This window comes from Chryseosolibacter indicum, from assembly GCF_018598585.1.
GTDB lineage: Bacteria > Bacteroidota > Bacteroidia > Cytophagales > Cyclobacteriaceae > Chryseosolibacter > Chryseosolibacter indicus.
In genome coordinates this window covers 15,016-35,412 of the sequence record NZ_JAHESD010000036.1, presented here as the reverse complement: position 1 = coordinate 35,412, position 20,397 = coordinate 15,016, and the positions used below count along the sequence as shown (strand labels likewise).

Below are 20,397 nucleotides of genomic sequence, written 5' to 3'. Positions count from 1 at the left end.
TCTATTTAACGCTGTTTTCACCTTTTTCTGCCAATGTGTCACCTTAATGTCAGTAAAACCATGCTGGCACAACCATTGTTCAAAGGCAGGTACTCATTGTCTTAGTGTTGAACTTGTAAACCTTAAAAATATCATGGGAAAAATTATTGGAATCGACTTGGGTACTACTAACTCCTGTGTGGCAGTAATGGAGGGTAACGAACCTGTAGTTATTGCAAACAGCGAAGGAAGAAGGACAACCCCTTCAATTGTCGGCTTTTTGGATGATGGAAAAGGAGAGCGTAAAGTGGGAGATCCTGCAAAACGCCAGTCTATAACCAATCCTAAAAATACTGTAATGTCTATCAAACGCTTCATGGGTAAGAAGTATGATGACGTTAACGGTGAAATGAAAATGGTCTCTTATCAGGTAGAACGTGGAAATAATGATACTGTTCGTGTAAGAATTGGTGACCGTTTGTATACCCCGCAGGAAATCTCTGCTATGATTCTTCAAAAAATGAAGAGCACTGCCGAAGATTATCTTGGAACTACTATATCAGAAGCTGTTATTACAGTGCCTGCTTACTTTAATGATGCTGAACGCCAGGCTACAAAAGAAGCCGGCCAGATTGCAGGTCTTGATGTAAAAAGAATCATTAACGAACCTACAGCTGCAGCGTTGGCTTATGGTTTGGATAAGAAAAATAAAGATATGAAAATCGCAGTGTACGACCTTGGTGGTGGTACATTCGATATCTCTGTACTTGAACTTGGTGATGGTGTGTTTGAAGTAAAATCTACTAATGGTGATGTACACTTAGGGGGTGACGACTTTGACCAACGTATCATGAACTGGTTAGCTGACGAGTTTAAGCGTGAAGAGAACGTAGATCTTCGTAAAGATCCTATGGCACTTCAACGTTTAAAAGAAGCTTCTGAAAAAGCGAAGATCGAGCTTTCAAGCTCTCAGGAAACTGAAGTTAACCTTCCTTACATTACATCGGTAGATGGTGTACCTAAACACCTTGTGAAGAAATTAACACGTGCTAAGTTCGAGCAATTAGTTGACGATCTTGTACGCAGAACACTTGAACCTTGCCGCAAAGCGGTTGAAGATGCAGGCGTGTCTGTATCAGAGATTGATGAAGTAATTCTTGTAGGAGGATCTACTCGTATACCTCGTATACAGGAAGAAGTAGAGAAGTTCTTTGGTAAAAAACCTTCAAAAGGTGTAAACCCTGATGAGGTTGTTGCTGTAGGGGCTGCTATACAAGGTGGTGTGTTAACCGGTGAAGTAAAAGATGTATTGTTACTAGACGTTACTCCGCTTTCATTAGGTATTGAAACATTAGGTGGTGTATTTACCAAGCTAATTGAATCGAACACTACCATACCTTCAAAGAAGTCTGAAACCTTCTCTACAGCTGCAGACAACCAGCCATCGGTAGAGATACACGTGCTTCAAGGTGAAAGACCAATGGCAAAAGACAACAGAACCATTGGAAGATTCCATCTTGATGGAATTCCACCAGCACCACGTGGTATCCCTCAAATCGAAGTAACATTCGACATCGATGCTAACGGTATCCTTCACGTATCTGCAAAAGATAAGGGAACCGGAAAAGAGCAGAAGATCAGAATTGAAGCTTCTTCAGGTTTGACAGATGCTGAAATCCAAAAGATGAAGGAGGAAGCTCAGGCTAATGCAGAAGCGGATAAAAAGCAGAAAGAACAGATCGAGAAGATCAACCAGGCTGACTCGCTCATATTCCAGACAGAAAAGCAGATGAAGGAGTATGGTGATAAGCTTTCTGAAGGCAATAAATCAGCGATCAACAATGCGCTCGACAAACTGCGAGATGCGCATAAGAATCAGGACATCGGCGCTATTGATATTGCTATGAATGCGCTCAATTCTGCATGGCAAGCAGCTGCAACTGAAATGTACCAGGCTACTGGCGGGCAACCAGGTGGTGCACCAGGTGCTGGCGCAGCAGGAGGAGCTGGAAACGGAAGTGCTTCAGCAAGCAACGATGTGTCAGACGTTGAGTACGAAGAAGTGAATGACAATAAGAAGTAATTTTATTTAAAATAGTATTTTGAGAAAGCCTCGGGAAACCGGGGCTTTTTTGTGCACATACCTCTCTTCATCTCCAAAAACCTCTGTTAAGCAATCGCTTGCGTAGTTTGTTAAAAAAATAGCTACATTTCTTTTATACTTAACAAACTCAAACTCAAACTATGAATCGCACTGAATTTCTCCGCTCATTAGGCCTTGTAACACTCACTGCTTCATTAGGATCAGGAATGTTATCGTCTTGCAACGGCAAATCTTCATCTGAAAATACGCAAGATTCTACTGCCACAGCTTCTTCTGCTGAAGCCGGAAAATCAAAGGAGCTTTTCTTTAAGATTTCACTTGCTCAGTGGTCGTTACATAAAGCGTTATTTGCTAAAGAATTTGATAATCTTGATTTCCCTGTAAAGGCAAAGAATGAATTTGGAATTACCAATGTCGAATATGTAAATCAGTTCTTTAAGGATAAGGCAAAAGATGAAAAGTACCTGGCGGAGTTGAAGAAACGCTGTGATGACAATGGCGTCACCAGTGTATTGATTATGTGTGATGGTGAAGGAGAACTGGCAGACCTGGATGCTAAGAAGAGACAAAAAACTGTTGAGAATCATTACAAGTGGGTGGATGCTGCCAAGTTTTTAGGTTGTCATTCTATTCGTGTGAATGCCTTCGGAATAGGTACAGCAGAAGAAGTTTCAAAAGCGGCCATTGATGGGTTGAGCAAGCTGAGCGAATATGCTGAAAAAGTAAACATCGGTATTATCGTAGAAAACCATGGAGGATATTCTTCAAATGGTCAATGGTTGGCAGGAGTTATGAAGGGTGTAGGTAAAGATAACTGCGGCACGCTTCCTGACTTTGGTAATTTCTGTATCAGACGTGAGAAAGGCGATATGTGGCAGTCTGCGTGTGTTGAAGAATATGACCGCTATAAAGGGGTAGAAGAAATGATGCCATTCGCAAAAGGTGTAAGTGCGAAAACTCATGATTTTGATGAGCAGGGCAATTGTACAGAAACAGACTATAACAAGATGTTAAATATTGTAAAAAGCGCCGGATTTAATGGCTATGTAGGCATAGAATACGAAGGAAGTAAGCTTTCTGAGGTAGAAGGAATCCGTGCTACAAAGGCATTGCTTGAAAGGGTAGGGATGCAAATAGCATAATAAAATCATTAAGTGTTCAGTTGTTGACGAGGAGCTAGTAAGCAACTGAACACTTGTTTGTCTAGTAAAAAAACATCTTTTCATTCTTCTAAATAATTACATTCAGATAAGTAAATTTGCCAGCTTTTTAAAAATTAAAAATAATATGCTGGTATTAAAATTTGGCGGTACTTCCGTCGGCAAGCCCGAAAGAATGAAAAAGATAGCAAACCTGGTAACAGCTACACCAGGTAAAAAGATTGTTGTGCTATCGGCCTTGTCGGGAACAACCAATGCTTTGGTATCAATAGGTGATAACCTTACAGTTGGACAAGGAGCAAAGGCTGAGGAAGAAATAACAGCACTTGAAAAGCATTACCATAACTTTATTAATGAGCTTTTTGAAAGCGAAGCTTTTAAGGCTATTGGTCAGGAGATAGTAAGCCGATATTTTATATTGATCCGTTTATTGGCTGCAGGCCAGTTCGATAATAAAAGCTACCGCGAACTTCTTGCTCAAGGAGAGTTAATTTCAACTGAACTCTTCTACCAACATCTTCAGGAGCGAAAAATATCTTCACGTCTGTTACCTGCCCTTCACTTCATGTCAATAGATGAAAATGAAGAGCCGGAACTTGAGAAGATTTCAAAACGATTAAAGCCACTTGTTGCGTCGTTGCTAAATATAGACATCGTTATAACCCAAGGTTATATCTGTAGAAATCATAAAAATGAAATTGATAATTTAAAACGAGGAGGCAGTGACTATACTGCATCGCTCATTGGTGCTGCCATACAAGCTGAAGAAGTCCAGATCTGGACGGACATTGATGGTATGCATAATAATGATCCGCGTATTGTTAAGAAGACAGTACCAATCTCGGAACTTACTTTTGACGAAGCTTCTGAATTGGCATACTTTGGCGCTAAAATTCTTCACCCATCAACTATTGTTCCGGCGCAGAAATACAACGTGCCTGTGCGCTTGAAGAATACAATGGATGAAAAGGCTTTTGGCACTATCATAACTGAAAAAGGGTCAGAAGGTACTTTTAAAGCTATTGCTGCAAAAGACGGTATTACAGCAATTAATATTAAATCGTCAAGAATGCTGATGGCTTATGGTTTTCTTCGTAGGGTGTTCGAAATATTCGAGAGCTATAAGACGCCGATCGACATGATAACAACGTCTGAAGTGGCAGTTTCCCTCACTATTGATAACAACGCAAATCTTCCTGCCATTGAAACTGAGCTTAAAAAGTTTGGATCAATTGAAGTGGATAAAGATCAGACTATCATTTGCATTGTTGGAAATAAGATCATGAATCAGAAAGGTGTTCTTGAAAAAGTATTTACTTCTCTCACTGAAGTTCCTATCCGCATGGTGTCTTGTGGTGGAAGTGCTAATAACGTTTCTATATTGATCGATAAACAATACAAGGAGAAAGCCCTTAACGTTCTCAATGAAGGGTTGTTCGGCTTAAAGTAAGCTATTATCAGGAGTAAATGTATTCTTTGACATTTACTCCTTGATTCTTGCCTTCTGGTTTATAATTTGCCGTGATGGAATTTATAATCATTGCGGTATTTGTTATAGGCTATGTTCTTATAGCCTTAGAGCATTCTATAAAAATCAATAAAACAGCAACGGCGCTTCTTACGGGTGTTCTTTGCTGGACCTTGTTTGTCATCTCATCGCCAACTGAAAACCTCCTTCTGAGTAAACATTTTAAGGAGTTTGTTTCACTTTTAAAAGATGAAGCAGGCACGGAGAAAGTTGAAACTTATTCTCAGTCAGAAGTCTTTAATCATTTTGTCTCGCATGAGTTATCCCACCACCTGGGATCAATATCAGAGATACTATTCTTTTTGTTAGGTGCAATGACGATTGTTGAATTGATCGATGCACACCACGGCTTTCGTTTTATAACGGAAAAGATAAAAACTAAAAATCCCAAGGTCCTTCTCTGGATTGTTTGCTGGGTTTCTTTTTTTCTATCAGGTGTTTTAGATAACCTCACAACAACTATTGTCATGGTTTCCTTAGTCAGGAAACTCGTTACTGATCGTGAAAGAAGACTGCTTTTCATAGGGATGATTATAATAGCTGCAAATGCAGGTGGGGCATGGACTCCCATGGGTGACGTTACCACCACAATGCTGTGGATTGGAGGCCAGGTATCGACGTTTAACATTATGAAGGGATTGCTGTTGCCAAGTATGGTTACACTGCTTCTTCCTCTCTTATACCTTTCGCTAACAATGAAAAATAATTCTGCTCAGGTAGTTGAAGAGCGTTCACAGAAAAGTGAGGTGGTAGTAGGGGGAGGAAAACTGATGTTAATTTTAGGTATCGGACTTATGCTTGGTGTACCTGTTTTTAAAGTTATAACACATCTTCCCCCCTACATCGGAATGATGGCAGGTCTTGGTATTATGTGGGTTGTTTCGGAATTAATACATCCGAAGCTGGATGAAGTATCAAGAAAAAAATATACTGCAGCGGGAGCCCTTTCAAGGATAGATGTGCCGAGTGTTTTATTCTTCCTGGGTATTCTGCTGGCTGTTAGTGCACTTGAATCGATGTTGGTACTTCAACGTTTTTCAGAATATCTCGCTGAGAGTATCGGAAATCAAACAATCATTATTGCCTTGATTGGTATTCTATCAGCCATAGTGGATAATGTACCTTTGGTAGCTGCAAGTATGGGAATGTATTCGTTAGAAACCTATCCTACCGACCACTTCATTTGGGAATACCTCGCTTATTGTGCCGGAACAGGGGGCAGTATTTTGATCATTGGTTCTGCTGCGGGTGTAGCTGCCATGGGTATGGAGAAGATCGACTTTATATGGTATGTCAGAAAAATAAGTCTGTTGGCACTTCTGGGATATGCTGGTGGTGCAGGTTTGTATGTACTCCTTCACCAGTATTTATGAAGAAGAAAGAGATTGGCAGCATAATCGAGCCAATCTCTTTGATAGAATTATTTTACAAGTTGTTTAAGTGCAATTTCAAAAGAAGCTTGTGCTATTCCTGTCTTCTTTTGGTTTAGCGAATGTGTTTTTATTAGCGCACTTTTTATCGTTTGTGATATATCACTGAAGATAGATTCATCGTCCATGTTTACCTGGTTCTCCATAAAATAGGCAAATACCCTTGCCATTCCGCAATTGGCAATGAAGTCAGGAATTACCGAGAATTTCTCATCTGCATATAGCCCTGTAGGGCCAAAAAATATTTCAGGATCGGCAAAAGGAACATTGGCGCCACAGGAAAAGACTTCAACTTTTGATGCAATCATCTTGTCAACCTGTTCTTTTGTAATTAGTCTTGAGGCAGCCGCAGGAATAAAGATTTCAAATTCCAGATCCCATACTTTTTGGTTGACTATTTCAAAAGGAAGAATGTCAGCAGATATGAGTTTGTTACCATTTCTGTTTACAACAAGCTGTCGTATTTCTTCGAAGGAGAAGCCTTTTTGATTGATAAGACCGCCTTCGTGACTTACAATACCTACAATTTTTACTCCCAGCTGTGCGAGATAAAACCCTGCTGCAGCACCTACGTTACCCCAGCCCTGCACAACAGCTCGCTTGCCTTTTAGCTCTCCGCCCCATAATTCATAATAATGTTTAACCGCTTGTGCTACGCCGTATCCCGTACACATGTCAGCTACAGTGTACTTTTTCTTTAATGATGGAGAGAAAGTTTCATCTTCAATAACTTTAACAACACCTTGTCTTAGCTGACCGATACGATTTACCTTTTGTGCTTCGGAAGGTTTGTAATGGCCTGTAAATACACCTTCCTGAGGATGCCATATACCGGTTTCTTCAGTTATGGGAATTACTTCATGAATTTCATCAACGTTCAAATCCCCACCAGTACCGTAGTAATATTTTAATAAAGGCATGACTGCGGCATACCATCTTTTTAAAACACCTTTTTTCCTTGGGTCGTTAGGATCAAAGTTTATTCCTGATTTAGCGCCTCCAATGGGTGGTCCTGAAACTGTAAACTTCACCTCCATTGTTTTTGCGAGCGATTCTACCTCGCGCTTGTCAAGTCCTTTTCGCATCCTGGTGCCGCCACCTGCAGCTCCTCCGCGTAGCGAATTAATGACAACCCAGCCTTCTGCCTCTGTTTCGGTATCCTTCCATTCAAAAACAATCTCGGGATGTTTAGTCTCGAACTTCTGTAAAAGCGCTTTCATCGATTTGTAATTGGTTAATGAGTGCGCAAAGATGATGAACTATCAGAAACCTGCCAAAATACCTCCGCTTGAATCTTTGCTTGCTCCCGTGACGCTTTTCAGGCAATTAACTTCGCCTCGTATACGCAGCAGGCCAAGGAATGCAAATACAAGTGCCTCTTTAAATTTTATAATCTCATCTTCAGGGATAATAAGCGTTACATCATCGCCTCCCAGCTCCAGCATTCTAGAGATAAGAAATGAGTTGAAAGCTCCGCCTCCTGTGCATAGTACTTTCACATTCTTCTTATGCGATACAATTGCATCTATTATCTCCCTTGCTGCGGATTCCGTAAAAGTTCTGAGTTTGTCTTCTAACGGAATCTTTTTATTATTTAAAAGAGGCAGGATTTGAAGCTCAAACATTTCTCTCCCAAGGGATGGACGTTTGTTGCGAAATTTGTTATAGATCTTGTTTAAACTTTTTAGCAATTCACTGTTTATTTCACCAGTACTTGCCATGACACCATCCTTATCGTAACTCTTTTTGACGAGTGACGCCAGGTAGTTTAGTCCCATGTTGGTGAAACAGATGTCGTAAGCAAGTCGTTGTTTCTTAACCTTCGTAGAAAGATTGGCGATACCACCCAGGTTAAGACAAACGTCATATTCATCGAACAAGAATTCGTCTCCTGCAGGTACAAGGGGAGCACCTTCACCTCCGAGTACTACATCAAGCGATCGGAAATCATAAACAACAGGCGTGTTTGTTATCGCATGAATTGCATTACCATTGCCAAGCTGATAAGTAAATTTTCTTCTCGGCTGGTGAAATATGGTATGACCATGAGATGCAATGAAGTCGGCCTTCAATTTATTTCTTACGAGAAAGTCTTTTGTAAGCGCGCCAAGGAGCTCGCCATAGCTTATGTCGAGCTCGATTAATTGCTCGCCGCTCAACTGATGTGCCTGAGAAAGTTTATTCATCCAGGAGGATGAATATTTAACTGTTTCAGCTTTATCAATTTTAAAACTCCATCCTTTTTCTTTTTTAATGAAGCTGCAAAAGGCTATATCAAGACCATCTAATGAAGTCCCTGACATCAATCCGATAACTTTATATTTATCTTTTGAATCCATACATTTGACGTAATTGTCGATTCATATTTAATACATCCGTGCTGTGAATGTAGTTGTTGATTTGGGTAACAGTGCCGCCAAGGTAGGTATTTTCGATCATCAAAACCTGATGGAAAAGCATAGCTTTAACGATCAGAAAGATCTAAAAGTCTTTTTGCAAAGTTCAACCGCCGATAATTTTATAATCAGTTCAGTAAAAAGTGAAGCGGACGAAATAGCAGAATGGCCATTGGTGAATGGAAAAAGATTAATTCTGCGACACACACTTCCGCTGCCCCTTACAAACTTGTACAAGACACCAGCTACGTTAGGTGTTGATAGAATTGCTGGTGTTGCTGGAGGAAAGCAACTATTTCCATTTAATAATTGCCTTGTTATTGATGCGGGTACCTGCATTACCTTTGATTTTATTGACAAGGATGGAAACTATCGGGGAGGAGCGATATCACCAGGTTTAAGGATGCGTTTTCAGGCCGTTCATACTTTTACTGCCCGCTTACCGTTAATATCACCGATAGAAACTCCTGAGTTGATAGGCGATAGCACCGAAACCTGTATTCAAAGCGGGGTAATTAATGGCTTAGTTGCCGAGTTGGATGGAATAATTGAACAATATAGGATGAAATTTGGTGATTTGCAGGTGATTTTATGCGGCGGAGACGCTCGCTTTTTTGAAAACAAACTTAAAGCTTCCATATTTGCAAGCCCGGATTTGGTTCTTGTTGGGTTAAACAGCATTTTGATCTATAATGTCAATCTCTAAATCGTATTTCTTCGCCTTATTAAGTTTATTAGCAATAACACAAGTAAACGGGCAAGCGACCAAAACACCTTTCAGTACATTTGGTATTGGTGAGCAGTATGGTAATGCTTTGGTAAATAACCAGGGAATGGGAGGTGTAAGCGTGAGCCAACCACAATTTTGGTATGCAAATTCCCAGAACCCAGCACTATTGGTTTACAACAACCTAACTGTATTTCAGGTTGGTGTTGTAGGTGAAAGAAGAACCTTAAGGGCAGCTGATGCTAGGGAAAAAAATACAGGGGGCAATCTCAATTACCTTACAACTGCTTTTCCTATAAAGCCGACCAAGTGGTCTACCTCAATATCTTTGTCTCCGTATACAAGTGTTAATTACAGGTTGTCTTATACAGAACCAGTTATTAACGGCACCGACTCAATAAATGTAATAGAAAGTGGTGAAGGAGGGGTTACGCAACTGAGCTGGTCTAATGGCGTTCGGTTAACACGTGAAATTGCAATTGGATTGAGGGCATCTTACTTATTCGGCTCTATTTTAAATACATATCAAGGACAATTAAAAACCTCGCAGCAGCCTATAAATTATCCTGCTGCTATTGAAGAGCGTAGTTATGTAAAAGACTTTGCTTTTTCAGCAGGTTTTTCGTTCAGTCGCGACTCCTTATTCTCAAGGCAAAAGTACCGCTTGAGTTTTGGAGCGGTGTATGACTTTGCAACAGATTTGAGTACCAGGCAAAGAACAACAATTTACCGCGTCTCCAATGTTGATGATCGCGCAGACGAGGACACACTTTCAACACATAAAGGATATATCTCAATGCCGGGCGCTATTACCGCAGGTGTTTCATTGAGCAGGGGGGGCAAATGGACAATCGGTACTGAAGTCAGCTATCGTGATTGGACTAACTTTAAAAGTGTAAATAAAGACGACGAGGGGTTAAAGAGTGCATGGAGGGTTTCTTTAGGTGGTGAAATAACTCCAGATGCTTTTGCTTCAGAGAACTACCTTAAAAGAATTACCTATAGGGTAGGCGGCTCAATAGAGGAATATCCTTATTTAGCAAATAATAACAGTGTGAAAGATATTGGCATTAATTTTGGCTTTTCGCTTCCCACGGGCCGTTCAAGCTTAGACTTTGCATTTAAATATGGGAAGCGAGGGAACAGAAAAGAGAACATTTTCGAAGAGGATTATTTTCGGGTGTACTTTGGCATAACATTCAATGATCAGTGGTTTATCAGAAGGAAATTTGATTAAAAGGATAAGAAATATTAATGCACCAAAAGGCCATAGCATACCTATGGCCTTTTCGTTATTGATTTTCCTGCTTTCGTTGTGCTTGACAAGTTGTAATCAATCTGAGGTTAAGGAGCCCGTTGAGTACACTGGGCCAGCGCGGGAGGTAGAGAAAATGGAGTTGTTCTACAGTGAAAATGACAGGGTAAAGGTGAAGATGCTGGCAGATAAGGTTTATGAATATGAAAACGGTGACAGGGAGTTTCCTAAAGGCATTTATCTTGAATTCTACGATTTAACAGGTAAACTTGAATCAACCCTTCGTGCTAATGAGGCTTACTATTTTAAAAAGGATAATCAATGGCGTGGCAGGGGAAAAGTAGAGGTAAAGAATGTTGCGAAGAATGAGCAGCTTAATACAGAAGAGCTTTTCTGGAAACCTGCGGAAGAGAAAATCTTTACAGAGAAATTTGTTACAATACGCCAGGAGGAGGATGTCATTTACGGTAAAGGTCTTGACGCAAAACAGGATATGTCTGATTACACTATCCTTCAACCAACTGGTGAATTTGCAGTGAAGGAATAGGATTGCTACTGTAATCCATGATATCTTTGCTTTAGGTTATGAAACTCGTTGACGTTATTCTTCTTTCACTCGCTGTAGCTTTCTTAATTATCGGCATCCATCAAATCATGACAATCGGATTTGCGAATGCTTACTGGGTTGTAATGGTGGCGTTGATTCTTTTTTTTATTCTAAATTTAAGAAAGCGAAATAAATCATAAATGGAAGCTCCTATTATAGCAGGTATTTTAGTTTCTCTCACGTTCGCCATTTTTTTCTCAGGAATAGAGGTAGCTTTCTTATCAGCAAATAAATTACAAATAGAACTTGAGGGTAAGCTAGGGCAAATTCCCGGTCAGATACTTTGTTTTTTTATTGATCGTCCTACCTGGTTTATCGGGACAACACTAATTGGAAACATCGCAGCACTTATTCTATTCTCTACGCTAACAACTCAATTGATTGTTCCGGCCTTAGTCAGCTGGGCACCTACACTTACCAGTATCTGGCTACTGCTTGTGATACTTACATTTCTGCTTACGCTAATTATTCTATATACAGCTGAATTTCTTTCAAAAAGCCTTTTCATCATTAATTCAAACAAGATGCTTACAATATTGGCAATTCCTTTTGCCTTATTCGCATTGTGTTTATTCCCATTGGTGTACTTAGTGACCTCCTTTTCAAAGTTTATCATTGTAAGTGTGCTCGGTTTAGCCTACTCTAAAGAGAGACCGGTGTTCGGCTTAACCGATGTAAATCAGTATTTGCAAAGTATTCACCGAATTAAGCCTGATGAAGAAAACATAGAACTTGATAAGAGGATATTAACCAATGCGCTAGACTTCAAAACGGTGAGGGTAAGAGATTGCATGATTCCACGCACTGAAATTGTTGCTGTGAACCTTAGCGATGGGATTCAAAAGCTGCATCAAACTTTTATTGATAGTGGGCATTCAAAAATACTTGTTTATAGGGAAGCAATAGACGATGTTATTGGTTATTGCCACTCATCGGCCTTATTTAAAAAACCTAAGACAATTGAAGAAATATTAACTCCTATCATTACAGTTCCGGAGACAACCTTGGCAAATGAGTTGATGATCCGGCTAATTAATGAACGCAAAAGCCTTGCCGTAGTAGTCGATGAATTTGGTGGTACATCCGGATTAGTCAGTATGGAGGACGTTATTGAAGAGATATTTGGAGAGATAGAGGATGAGCATGATGTAGATAATCTTATCGAGTTAAAGATTGATAATAACACATACAGGCTTAGTGCAAGGTTAGAAATCGACTATTTAAATGACAATTATGGGTGGAACTTACCTGTAGGTGATTATGAAACTTTAGGAGGTCTTATTCTTGAAAATGCGCGAAATATTCCTAAACCGGGGGAAATAATAAGGCTTGAACCATTTACTTTTATTATAGAATCAACAGAAGAGACAAGAATTAACATAGTTAAATTAGTGATTGATAAAAAATAGCCTTATTGATTATCAATTACTTATCCTTCTGTTTCTGCTTGATGTGAACGTGTGTATTTCTTTTTTACGCACTATGTTTTACTAATGACAATAACCACTTAAATTTGCAGGCTTCATTCATTTGAAGTATCACTTAAACGGCAGTTTTTATTACGTCATTTAATAACACTAGCAAATAAATTATGGCATTGATTGGGACCTTGCGCAACAAAATGGGCACCTGGGTGGTGATATTTGTGTTTGTTGCGATCTTAGCTTTTATCCTGAACGATCTTTTTGGGAGCAGCTCAGTACTTTTTAACAACAACGAAGTAGGAGAAATCGGAGGGCATTCGGTTTCACTTGAGGAGTACCAACAGGCGGTTCAGGAGCGTGAAGCAAACTATATCCTTAACTTTGGCCGTCAGCCGGGTGAAAATGAGATGCCGACCCTCCGTCAGCAAGCCTGGGAGTTGTTGATTCTAAGATACGCCATTCAAAAGCAATACGATAAAGTTGGGGTTGATGTACCAGCGGAAGAACAGGAAGATATGGTGTGGGGTAAAAACGTTGATGAAAACATTAAGCAAGCTTTTACCAATCCTCAGACAGGCCAGTTCGACAAAGATAGATTGATCAGCTATTTGAAAGAGCTTAATAACCCGCCTGCAGATCCTCAGATGCGACAAATGTGGCAGGAACAGCGTACGCGTTGGGAGATATTTCAACGTGATTTGATTCCCGGACGTGAGCGCATTAAATATGAGAATTTGCTTATCAAGACAAACTACGTTACAAAAGCTGAGGCAGAACGTGAGTATCACTTACAATCAGATGTAGCGGAAGCAAGGTTTGTTTACGTCCCTTATTATGCAGTAAGTGATTCAGCTGCCAATGTTGGCGACTCTGACCTTAAAGACTACTACAACAGAAACAAGGAAAAATACAAAACTGAGGAGTCACGGGATGTTAAGTACGCAGCTTTTCCTATTGTTCCGACAGCAGATGATACACTTGCTATAAAAAATGAAATGCAAAAGATTGCTCAAGAATTATCTAAAACTGAGGATGATTCAGCATATGCAAGTTCAAATTCTGAGGGACCAGATGCTTTTGGGACCTTTAATGTATCCTCACTTCCTGAGTTTATTAATTCAGAGGATCTAAAAGAAGGCAAAGTAATCGGCCCATTTGTTGATGGCAATACTTACAAAGTAGTGAAGGTGTCAGGTATTACAAAAGACACTGTTTCAAGTGCTAGAGCAAGTCACATTTTGATAAAATGGGATAACGAGACTCCTGAGGCAAAAGCGGCGGCAAAAGAAAAGGCTCGAAATATCTTAAAAGAAATTAAAGGAGGAGCTTCTTTTGAGGCAAAAGCAAGAGAACACGGAACAGACGGAACTGCAACACGCGGTGGCGATTTGGGATGGTTCTCATCCGGACGAATGGTTAAGCCTTTTGAAGATGCAGTTTTCGCTGTTAATAAACCGGGCCTGCTTAATGATGTAGTTGAAACGCAATTTGGATATCACATCATTAAGGTTACTAATGCTAAGGATAATACAGCTTATAAATTAGCTACCGTTCAAAGGGAGATATCAGCAAGCGATGAAACAACAAACGAAATCTACAGAAAAGCAGAAGCATTTGCAGCTGATTTATCTGATGAAAAGGAATTTGTAGAGAGAGCAAAAAAAGAAGGTTATGCGGCTCTTGATGCTAAAAACATCGGTGCTGACGAGCGAAGAATCGGTACTCTAGGTGAAGCACGTCAAATTGTTCAGTGGGCCTTCAGAGACGCTTCTGTTGGCAAAGTATCTGAGGTTTTTGACCTTCAGGATCAATACGCGGTAGCGGTACTTACTGGTAAAACTGATAAGGGATACCGCTCTCTCGAGACAGTTAGAGATGAAATTTTACCTCTGGTTCGCAATGAAATTAAGAGCAAGCAAATCATTGAGAAACTTCAGGCTGCTAACGGAACGTTAGATGAAATTGCAAAAGCTTATGGAAGTGATGCCAATGTTTACAGTACAAGTGACCTAAAGCTTAGCAGTAATTCATTACCAACGGCAGGCTTTGATCCTAAGGCAATTGGAGTAGCCTTTTCTCTTGAAAATGGTAAGCGTTCTAAGCCGTTTGCCGGTGAAAATGGAGTGTTTGTAATAGAGGTGCAAAATAAAACGGTTGCTCCTGAGATTCAGGAATACAGTAATTTTAAAGCGCCTTTGGAACAGAATGCCTTGAATAGATCTTCATTTAGTATTGCAGAGGCTATAAAAGACAATGCAGATATTGAAGACAAGCGTTATAAATTTTATTAATCGATTTTAATACGAGAAGCCGCCCTTGTCTAAAGCAAGGGCGGTTTTATTTTTATGGATAAGCAGTGGATTGAAAACTTTAAGCTCAAACTCGACCAACATTATGCTTGGCCATCCCTATATATTTTTAAATTTATTGTACCTACAGGAAAAGAGGATGCAGTAAAAAGACTTTTTCCTCAGCATGAAGCTTCAGAGAAACATTCTACAAAGGGTAAATACACAAGTATAACGATACAGATGATGATGCCCTCAAGTGAAGCCGTGGTTGATATTTATGAGCAAGCCTCTACTATTGAAGGACTTATTGCTTTGTAAGCTTTGCTTTTCTTGCCAAATGTTTTAAATCGTACTTGTAAAACTTGGAGCATTATGGATTGGCAGGAAGAGAACAATCGTTTAAAGCGAAATTTTAAGTTCAAGAATTTTATAGAAGCTTTCGGCTTTATGACAAAGGTTGCCATTGTAGCTGAGAAAATAAATCATCATCCTACCTGGACAAATACTTATAATCAGGTTTTAATTGAATTATGCACGCACGATGCTGGCAACGTTATTACCGATAAAGACAGGACCCTTGCTGCTGAAATAAATAAGTTAATATAATGGGGGAAGGGAGAAAGACTTCTTTATTTCTTGTACCTACACCTATCGGTAATCTGGGAGACATTACGCTTCGGGCTTTGGAAATTCTAAAATCTGTAGATCTTGTTTTGGCAGAAGATACCCGTACGTCAGGATTTCTTCTGAAGCATTATGAAATTAATAAGCCGATACAGAGCTTTCATAATTTCAATGAGCATAAGATATTAAATAACCTTCTAAAGCGATTAGCGGAAGGTGAAACTATGGCACTGGTTTCTGATGCGGGAACACCGGGTATTTCTGATCCTGGGTTTCTTATAGCAAGAGCTTGTATTCACGCCGACCTGCAAATTGAATGTTTACCGGGAGCAACAGCATTTGTTCCTGCGCTGCTTAAATCGGGGTTGCCAGCAGATAGATTTGTATTTGAAGGTTTCCTTCCGCATAAAAAAGGTAGGTTAACTTTGCTTAAAGAACTGGCAGTTGAAAAAAGAACAATGATCTTTTATGAGTCACCTTATCGACTGGTAAAAACGTTGGAGCAATTGGTTGAACATCTTGGAAGCACCAGAAAAGTGTCTGTGTCAAGGGAGCTGACAAAGAAATTTGAGGAAACAGTTAATGGGACGCTTGAAGAAGTATTGCAGCATTTTAAAAGCAAAGAAGTAAAGGGGGAGATTGTTATTGTTGTTGAAGGTAATTCAGAGAACCTTCCCAATGATGAAAGTTAAATAAACAGCATTTTAAAGAATTCATTTTTGCATGAATTGTTAATATAACAGAAGGATAACAAGGAGCTTACAGAATTTATAAGTCTCCATTATAGATTTAATCATGAACTTACAAACAATACAAAAAGGGGTAATCAAAGCAAGCCTAGAGGTTGGAGATTTCATACGTAAAGAAGGCATGGCGTTCGATCGAACTCGTATCGAACAGAAAACTGGTTTCAATAATTTAGTTTCATATGTTGACAAGGAAGCTGAGAAAAGACTTGTTGATGCCCTTCATAAGCTTGTTCCTGAAGCAGGATTTGTAACAGAAGAGGGAACAGTAGAACAAAATGTGAAAGAGGAGTTTAAGTGGATTATCGATCCTCTTGATGGTACTACAAATTTCTTGCATGGTATGCCAACATATGCCATCAGTATAGGATTAACACGAGGTGACGACACCATTCTTGGAGTTGTATATCATATAGGTCGTGATGAATGTTTTCATGCCATAGAAAACGATGCTGCATACTGTAACGAGAAGCAAATCAGAGTATCTGCAATCCCCACATTAAGAGAGAGTCTTCTAGCAACAGGTTTCCCTTATAATCACTCTGGTAAAAGCGAGCTTTACCTGGATATCATCAAGCACTTCCTTAAACATACTCATGGAATCAGAAGGCTGGGCAGCGCAGCTATTGACCTTGCTTATGTAGCATGCGGAAGACTTGAAGGCTTTTTTGAATACAATCTTAATCCGTGGGATGTTGCAGCAGGAGCATTTATTGTTCAACAAGCAGGAGGTAAGGTAACTGATTTTAAAGGAGGAAAAGATTTTGTCTTTGGTAATGAATTATGTGCTGCTAATATGTTAGTCCATGAGGAGATGCTTCAGCTAATTAAAACGCGTTGGGGATACTAGTAAAATACATTCATTCTTGTATCGTTTGTAAAACTATGGGTATTATTAATAAGATGGCGTTTAAGACGTTGGTGTTACTTATCGTCTTTGTTCCTTTAATTGTATTTTCCCAGGATAAACTTCAGCAACCACTACCACTAGATCCCGCTGTTAAAATTGGCAAGTTAGAGAACGGGCTAACTTATTATATTCGTAAGAACGGTCGTCCTGAAAAGAAAGTAGAGCTTAGGTTAGTTATTAATGCAGGCTCTATTCTAGAAGATGAAGACCAACAAGGTCTTGCTCATTTTACAGAACACATGGCCTTCAATGGATCAAAAAACTTTAAGAAAAATGATATCGTCTCCTTTCTTCAATCCATTGGCGTTGAATTTGGTGCAGACCTTAATGCGTATACCGGGTTTGATGAAACAGTTTACATACTACCAATTCCTACTGAAAAGAAGGAGAACGTAGAGAAAGGTTTTCAGATTCTTGAGGATTGGGCAAGTACAATTGCGTTCAATGCAGGTGAAATTGAGAAAGAACGTGGCGTTGTACTTGAAGAGGAAAGACTAGGTAAAGGAGCTGACGATCGCATATTTAAGGTTACGTATCCTAAAATGTTTGAGGGATCTAAGTACTCCAACAGGTTGCCCATTGGTAAAGCAGAGATTATTAAAAGCTTTAAGCCAGATGTAATCAAACGGTTTTATAAGGATTGGTATCGCCCTAATTTGATGGCCGTGATTGTTGTGGGCGACTTAGATCCAACAGAAGCAGAACGTTTAATTAAGAAGCACTTTTCTAATCTCAAAAATCCTGTTAAAGAACGAAATAGGGATTTAGCAACTGTGCCTCCCAGATCTAAATCAGAAGGACTTGTGGTAACAGATAAAGAAGCGACGAATCATGTTGTTGAAATTTACTACCCCTATCATCAAGTAAAGGAAGAGAAAACAGTCGGAGATTATAGAACGTACCTTGTAGAAATACTCTTCAGAAATATGCTAAGCCAGCGTATGCAGGAGCTTACGCAAAAGGCTGAACCACCTTTTGTTTTTGGTGCTAGTAACATAGGGGGTTGGGCAAGGGGATATGAGGGCTTTAATTCCTTCGCTTATGTAAGTAAGGGTGGTCCTAAGCCGGCAATTGAGGCGTTAATGCAGGAGAATGAACGTGCAAGAAAGTTTGGGTTTACAGCTGCGGAACTGGAACGAACAAAAAAAGTAATGCTCAAAAGTATTGAGCGTAGTTTTAATGAACGTGATAAAACTGAGTCAGATAACTTAGTAGAAGAATATATTCATCATTTCCTTAATAGAGAGCCTATTCCGGGTATTGAAAATGAATATGCTTATTACAAAGAATTTCTTGAAAATATTACGATCGAGGAAGTTAATAGACTAACAGCGGAAAAAATTCCTGCTGATAATGCGCCTAAGCTAGTCATCTTTACAGGTCCTGATAAAGCAGACTTCAAGATTCCTACAAATGAAGAACTGCTGAGAATTGCTGAAGAAGCAAGTAAAACAGAAGTGAAGCGTTATGAGGAAAAGGAGATAGCCACATCCTTAATTCAAAAGGCTCCCGCGCCTGGTAAAATTGTTAATGAAAGTGAAAACAAGGAATTAGGAACGACTACCATAAAATTTGCTAACGATGTACTGGTAATCTTAAAACCAACTGACTATAAAAATGATCAGGTGGTTATGAATGCATCGCGGTTTGGAGGTCAGTATTTATACGATCCGAAGGAAAGGCTCAATGCCGAATTTGCATCAACTGCGATTACTCAAATGGGTGTTGGACAATTCTCTCCTGTAGATTTACGTAAAGTGTTAGCTGGTAAGAATGCAAGTGTATCTCCACGCATAGGTTCTGTTTCTGAGTCGGTAAGCGGGCAATGTAGTGCTGTTGATGTAGAGACAATGCTTCAGCTTACATATTTGTATTTTACAGAACCCAGAGAGGACGCAGAACTTTTTAATTCCTTCGTTACGAAACAGCAAGCACTGTATCAAAATATGACTTCAGATCCTCAATATACTTTTCAGGATTCTGTAATTCATATATTGTACGAAGACCACCCTTGGGCTCCTAAGCTCCCTACCCCTGAGACGTTTTCAAAAATAGACAGACATCGTGCTTTGGCAATTTATAAAGAACGATTTGGTGATGCGTCAGGCTTTACATTCGTTATTGTGGGGAAGTTTGATGTCGAAGAAATAAAGCCTTTGCTTAAAACATATCTCGGAAGTCTACCGTCGACAGGGAAAGTGTCTTCTTTTAAAGATGTGGGATTGAGGGCCAATAAGGGTCCAATACAGAGAGAGGTAAGAAAGGGAACAGAGCCTAAAAGTTTCATTCGTATTTTTTGGAATGGAGAGGCGCCATACTCAGAAGCAGAGCAGCTTAAACTTCAGGCACTGGCGGAGGTTATGAATATTAAGATAACAGAGACACTCCGGGAAGACCTTAGTGGCATTTATGGAGGAGGAATGTATGCCAGCTTAAATAAATATCCATATAGCTATTATTCGGTAGGGCTATCGCTTCCATGTGGACCCGAGAATGTTAATAAACTTATAAAAGCATCAATGGATGAAATAGTAAAAGTTAAAACAAAAGGCCCTTCAGAAGCTGACTTAAATAAAGTTAAAGAAACGTGGAAGCAACAATACCTTGTTAATATTAAAGATAATGCGTTTTGGGCGAGGCAACTTCTCCAGAATAGAGAACTTGGTATTGAACCATCCTCCATTCTTACTTACGAAAAAAGGATATCAGCAATAACATCAAACGATATTAAAGCGGTCGCGAACAAATACCTTGATACAACTAATTATGTACAAGTTGTATTAAATCCAGAAGCTCATAATTGAAAGGCGAAGCCTTATGTAAAAAAATAGGCTCTCATGAGCCTATTTTTTTATTACTATGGTTGTCTTGGAGTGCCACCATCTGTTGCAGTTGTATCAGTAGCTTGTGTTTCTGTAGATGCTGTGTCTGGAGACAAGGTTTCATCAGTGTTCTGTTCTGTACTTTGTTCAGTACCCGCCTCTTGATTTTCCGTTTTAGAACCACCACCACAAGCAAACGCTGTAACGGCTAGAATAGCAAACAATAGCTTTTTCATCTTTTTTTAAAATTTAGTTGAACATTGAATTCAATAGTTTAAGTCTAACGTTGTTAGTATAAACATTAATTAAAACACAATGCCCATTAAATGCAGCGATACGGTTATAAGAGTTGAATTACTTTTAATGAAGTTAAATAACCAACCGGGAGTAACTT

17 protein-coding genes are annotated in these 20,397 nt (G+C 39.5%); 14 read left to right on the top strand and 3 right to left on the bottom strand.

Going from position 1 to position 20,397, the window contains the following annotated elements:
- Nucleotides 1-133 precede the first annotated feature (133 nt).
- The 4 genes from dnaK to nhaD all read left to right on the top strand — a co-directional run bounded on the left by dnaK (nt 134) and on the right by nhaD (nt 6,144).
- Complete coding sequence (gene dnaK / locus KK060_RS15250; RefSeq protein ID WP_254154622.1) at nt 134-2,062, top strand: molecular chaperone DnaK; 1,929 nt, start codon at nt 134-136, stop codon at nt 2,060-2,062.
- Nucleotides 2,063-2,223: 161 nt separating this feature from the next.
- Entirely contained in the window at nt 2,224-3,225 is a 1,002-nt protein-coding gene (locus KK060_RS15245) for a sugar phosphate isomerase/epimerase family protein (RefSeq protein WP_254154621.1), read from the top strand.
- Nucleotides 3,226-3,370: 145 nt separating this feature from the next.
- Nucleotides 3,371-4,693: an aspartate kinase gene (locus tag KK060_RS15240; RefSeq protein ID WP_254154620.1), complete on the top strand. Its 1,323-nt coding sequence runs from the start codon at nt 3,371-3,373 to the stop codon at nt 4,691-4,693.
- Nucleotides 4,694-4,767: 74 nt separating this feature from the next.
- Nucleotides 4,768-6,144: a sodium:proton antiporter NhaD gene (nhaD, locus tag KK060_RS15235; RefSeq protein WP_254154619.1), complete on the top strand. Its 1,377-nt coding sequence runs from the start codon at nt 4,768-4,770 to the stop codon at nt 6,142-6,144.
- A 47-nt stretch (nt 6,145-6,191) separates the two neighbouring features.
- Here the strand turns inward: nhaD and KK060_RS15230 are convergent, their stop codons facing one another.
- Together KK060_RS15230 and KK060_RS15225 are read right to left on the bottom strand one after the other, a co-directional pair.
- Complete coding sequence (locus KK060_RS15230) at nt 6,192-7,421, bottom strand: Glu/Leu/Phe/Val dehydrogenase dimerization domain-containing protein (RefSeq protein ID WP_254154618.1); 1,230 nt, start codon at nt 7,419-7,421, stop codon at nt 6,192-6,194.
- Nucleotides 7,422-7,463: 42 nt separating this feature from the next.
- A complete protein-coding gene (locus KK060_RS15225) occupies nt 7,464-8,540 on the bottom strand; it encodes an anhydro-N-acetylmuramic acid kinase (protein ID WP_254154617.1) in 1,077 nt (358 codons plus the stop codon).
- A gap of 43 nt (nt 8,541-8,583) precedes the next feature.
- Here KK060_RS15225 and KK060_RS15220 point away from each other — a divergent pair, with 43 nt between their 5' ends.
- The 10 genes from KK060_RS15220 to KK060_RS15175 all read left to right on the top strand — a co-directional run bounded on the left by KK060_RS15220 (nt 8,584) and on the right by KK060_RS15175 (nt 19,985).
- Entirely contained in the window at nt 8,584-9,303 is a 720-nt protein-coding gene (locus KK060_RS15220) for a type III pantothenate kinase (protein WP_254154616.1), read from the top strand.
- Entirely contained in the window at nt 9,290-10,561 is a 1,272-nt protein-coding gene (gene bamG / locus KK060_RS15215; RefSeq protein ID WP_254154615.1) for a BamG family beta-barrel-assembly machinery protein, read from the top strand. The genes KK060_RS15220 and bamG overlap by 14 nt, the downstream gene beginning before the upstream one ends.
- Nucleotides 10,527-11,126, top strand: a complete 600-nt coding sequence (gene lptC / locus KK060_RS15210) for an LPS export ABC transporter periplasmic protein LptC (RefSeq protein ID WP_254154614.1) — start codon at nt 10,527-10,529, stop codon at nt 11,124-11,126. Before bamG ends, lptC begins: the two co-directional genes overlap by 35 nt.
- A 200-nt stretch (nt 11,127-11,326) precedes the next feature.
- Nucleotides 11,327-12,595: a hemolysin family protein gene (locus KK060_RS15205; protein ID WP_254154613.1), complete on the top strand. Its 1,269-nt coding sequence runs from the start codon at nt 11,327-11,329 to the stop codon at nt 12,593-12,595.
- Between the two features lie 182 nt (nt 12,596-12,777).
- Nucleotides 12,778-14,901, top strand: a complete 2,124-nt coding sequence (locus KK060_RS15200) for a peptidylprolyl isomerase (RefSeq protein ID WP_254154612.1) — start codon at nt 12,778-12,780, stop codon at nt 14,899-14,901.
- Between the two features lie 54 nt (nt 14,902-14,955).
- Nucleotides 14,956-15,219: a DUF493 family protein gene (locus KK060_RS15195; protein WP_254154611.1), complete on the top strand. Its 264-nt coding sequence runs from the start codon at nt 14,956-14,958 to the stop codon at nt 15,217-15,219.
- 54 nt (nt 15,220-15,273) lie between these two features.
- Nucleotides 15,274-15,507: a 4a-hydroxytetrahydrobiopterin dehydratase gene (locus KK060_RS15190; RefSeq protein WP_254154610.1), complete on the top strand. Its 234-nt coding sequence runs from the start codon at nt 15,274-15,276 to the stop codon at nt 15,505-15,507.
- The gene (gene rsmI / locus KK060_RS15185; RefSeq protein WP_254154609.1) at nt 15,507-16,217 is read left to right on the top strand and encodes a 16S rRNA (cytidine(1402)-2'-O)-methyltransferase; all 711 of its coding nucleotides are present in this window, start codon (nt 15,507-15,509) and stop codon (nt 16,215-16,217) included. Before KK060_RS15190 ends, rsmI begins: the two co-directional genes overlap by 1 nt.
- Before the next feature lie 103 nt (nt 16,218-16,320).
- On the top strand, nt 16,321-17,121 hold the full coding sequence (locus KK060_RS15180) for an inositol monophosphatase family protein (RefSeq protein WP_254154608.1): 801 nt from the start codon (nt 16,321-16,323) through the stop codon (nt 17,119-17,121).
- A gap of 35 nt (nt 17,122-17,156) precedes the next feature.
- Nucleotides 17,157-19,985: a M16 family metallopeptidase gene (locus KK060_RS15175; RefSeq protein WP_254154607.1), complete on the top strand. Its 2,829-nt coding sequence runs from the start codon at nt 17,157-17,159 to the stop codon at nt 19,983-19,985.
- 53 nt (nt 19,986-20,038) lie between these two features.
- Here the strand turns inward: KK060_RS15175 and KK060_RS15170 are convergent, their stop codons facing one another.
- Nucleotides 20,039-20,239, bottom strand: coding sequence for a hypothetical protein (locus KK060_RS15170; RefSeq protein ID WP_254154606.1), 201 nt, complete (start codon nt 20,237-20,239; stop codon nt 20,039-20,041).
- Nucleotides 20,240-20,397: the final 158 nt, after the last annotated feature.

Excerpts from the sequence above, each read along its gene's own strand:
- lptC (WP_254154614.1), top strand. The coding sequence starts at position 10,527 with ATGATCAGTGGTTTATCAGAAGGAAATTTGATTAAAAGGATAAGAAAT.
- dnaK (WP_254154622.1), top strand. The coding sequence starts at position 134 with ATGGGAAAAATTATTGGAATCGACTTGGGTACTACTAACTCCTGTGTG.
- KK060_RS15190 (WP_254154610.1), top strand. The coding sequence starts at position 15,274 with ATGGATTGGCAGGAAGAGAACAATCGTTTAAAGCGAAATTTTAAGTTC.
- KK060_RS15180 (WP_254154608.1), top strand. The coding sequence starts at position 16,321 with ATGAACTTACAAACAATACAAAAAGGGGTAATCAAAGCAAGCCTAGAG.
- nhaD (WP_254154619.1), top strand. The coding sequence starts at position 4,768 with ATGGAATTTATAATCATTGCGGTATTTGTTATAGGCTATGTTCTTATA.
- rsmI (WP_254154609.1), top strand. The coding sequence starts at position 15,507 with ATGGGGGAAGGGAGAAAGACTTCTTTATTTCTTGTACCTACACCTATC.
- KK060_RS15175 (WP_254154607.1), top strand. The coding sequence starts at position 17,157 with ATGGGTATTATTAATAAGATGGCGTTTAAGACGTTGGTGTTACTTATC.
- KK060_RS15170 (WP_254154606.1), bottom strand. The coding sequence starts at position 20,239 with ATGAAAAAGCTATTGTTTGCTATTCTAGCCGTTACAGCGTTTGCTTGT.
- KK060_RS15200 (WP_254154612.1), top strand. The coding sequence starts at position 12,778 with ATGGCATTGATTGGGACCTTGCGCAACAAAATGGGCACCTGGGTGGTG.
- KK060_RS15225 (WP_254154617.1), bottom strand. The coding sequence starts at position 8,540 with ATGGATTCAAAAGATAAATATAAAGTTATCGGATTGATGTCAGGGACT.
- KK060_RS15245 (WP_254154621.1), top strand. The coding sequence starts at position 2,224 with ATGAATCGCACTGAATTTCTCCGCTCATTAGGCCTTGTAACACTCACT.
- bamG (WP_254154615.1), top strand. The coding sequence starts at position 9,290 with ATGTCAATCTCTAAATCGTATTTCTTCGCCTTATTAAGTTTATTAGCA.
- KK060_RS15205 (WP_254154613.1), top strand. The coding sequence starts at position 11,327 with ATGGAAGCTCCTATTATAGCAGGTATTTTAGTTTCTCTCACGTTCGCC.
- KK060_RS15195 (WP_254154611.1), top strand. The coding sequence starts at position 14,956 with ATGGATAAGCAGTGGATTGAAAACTTTAAGCTCAAACTCGACCAACAT.
- KK060_RS15230 (WP_254154618.1), bottom strand. The coding sequence starts at position 7,421 with ATGAAAGCGCTTTTACAGAAGTTCGAGACTAAACATCCCGAGATTGTT.
- KK060_RS15240 (WP_254154620.1), top strand. The coding sequence starts at position 3,371 with ATGCTGGTATTAAAATTTGGCGGTACTTCCGTCGGCAAGCCCGAAAGA.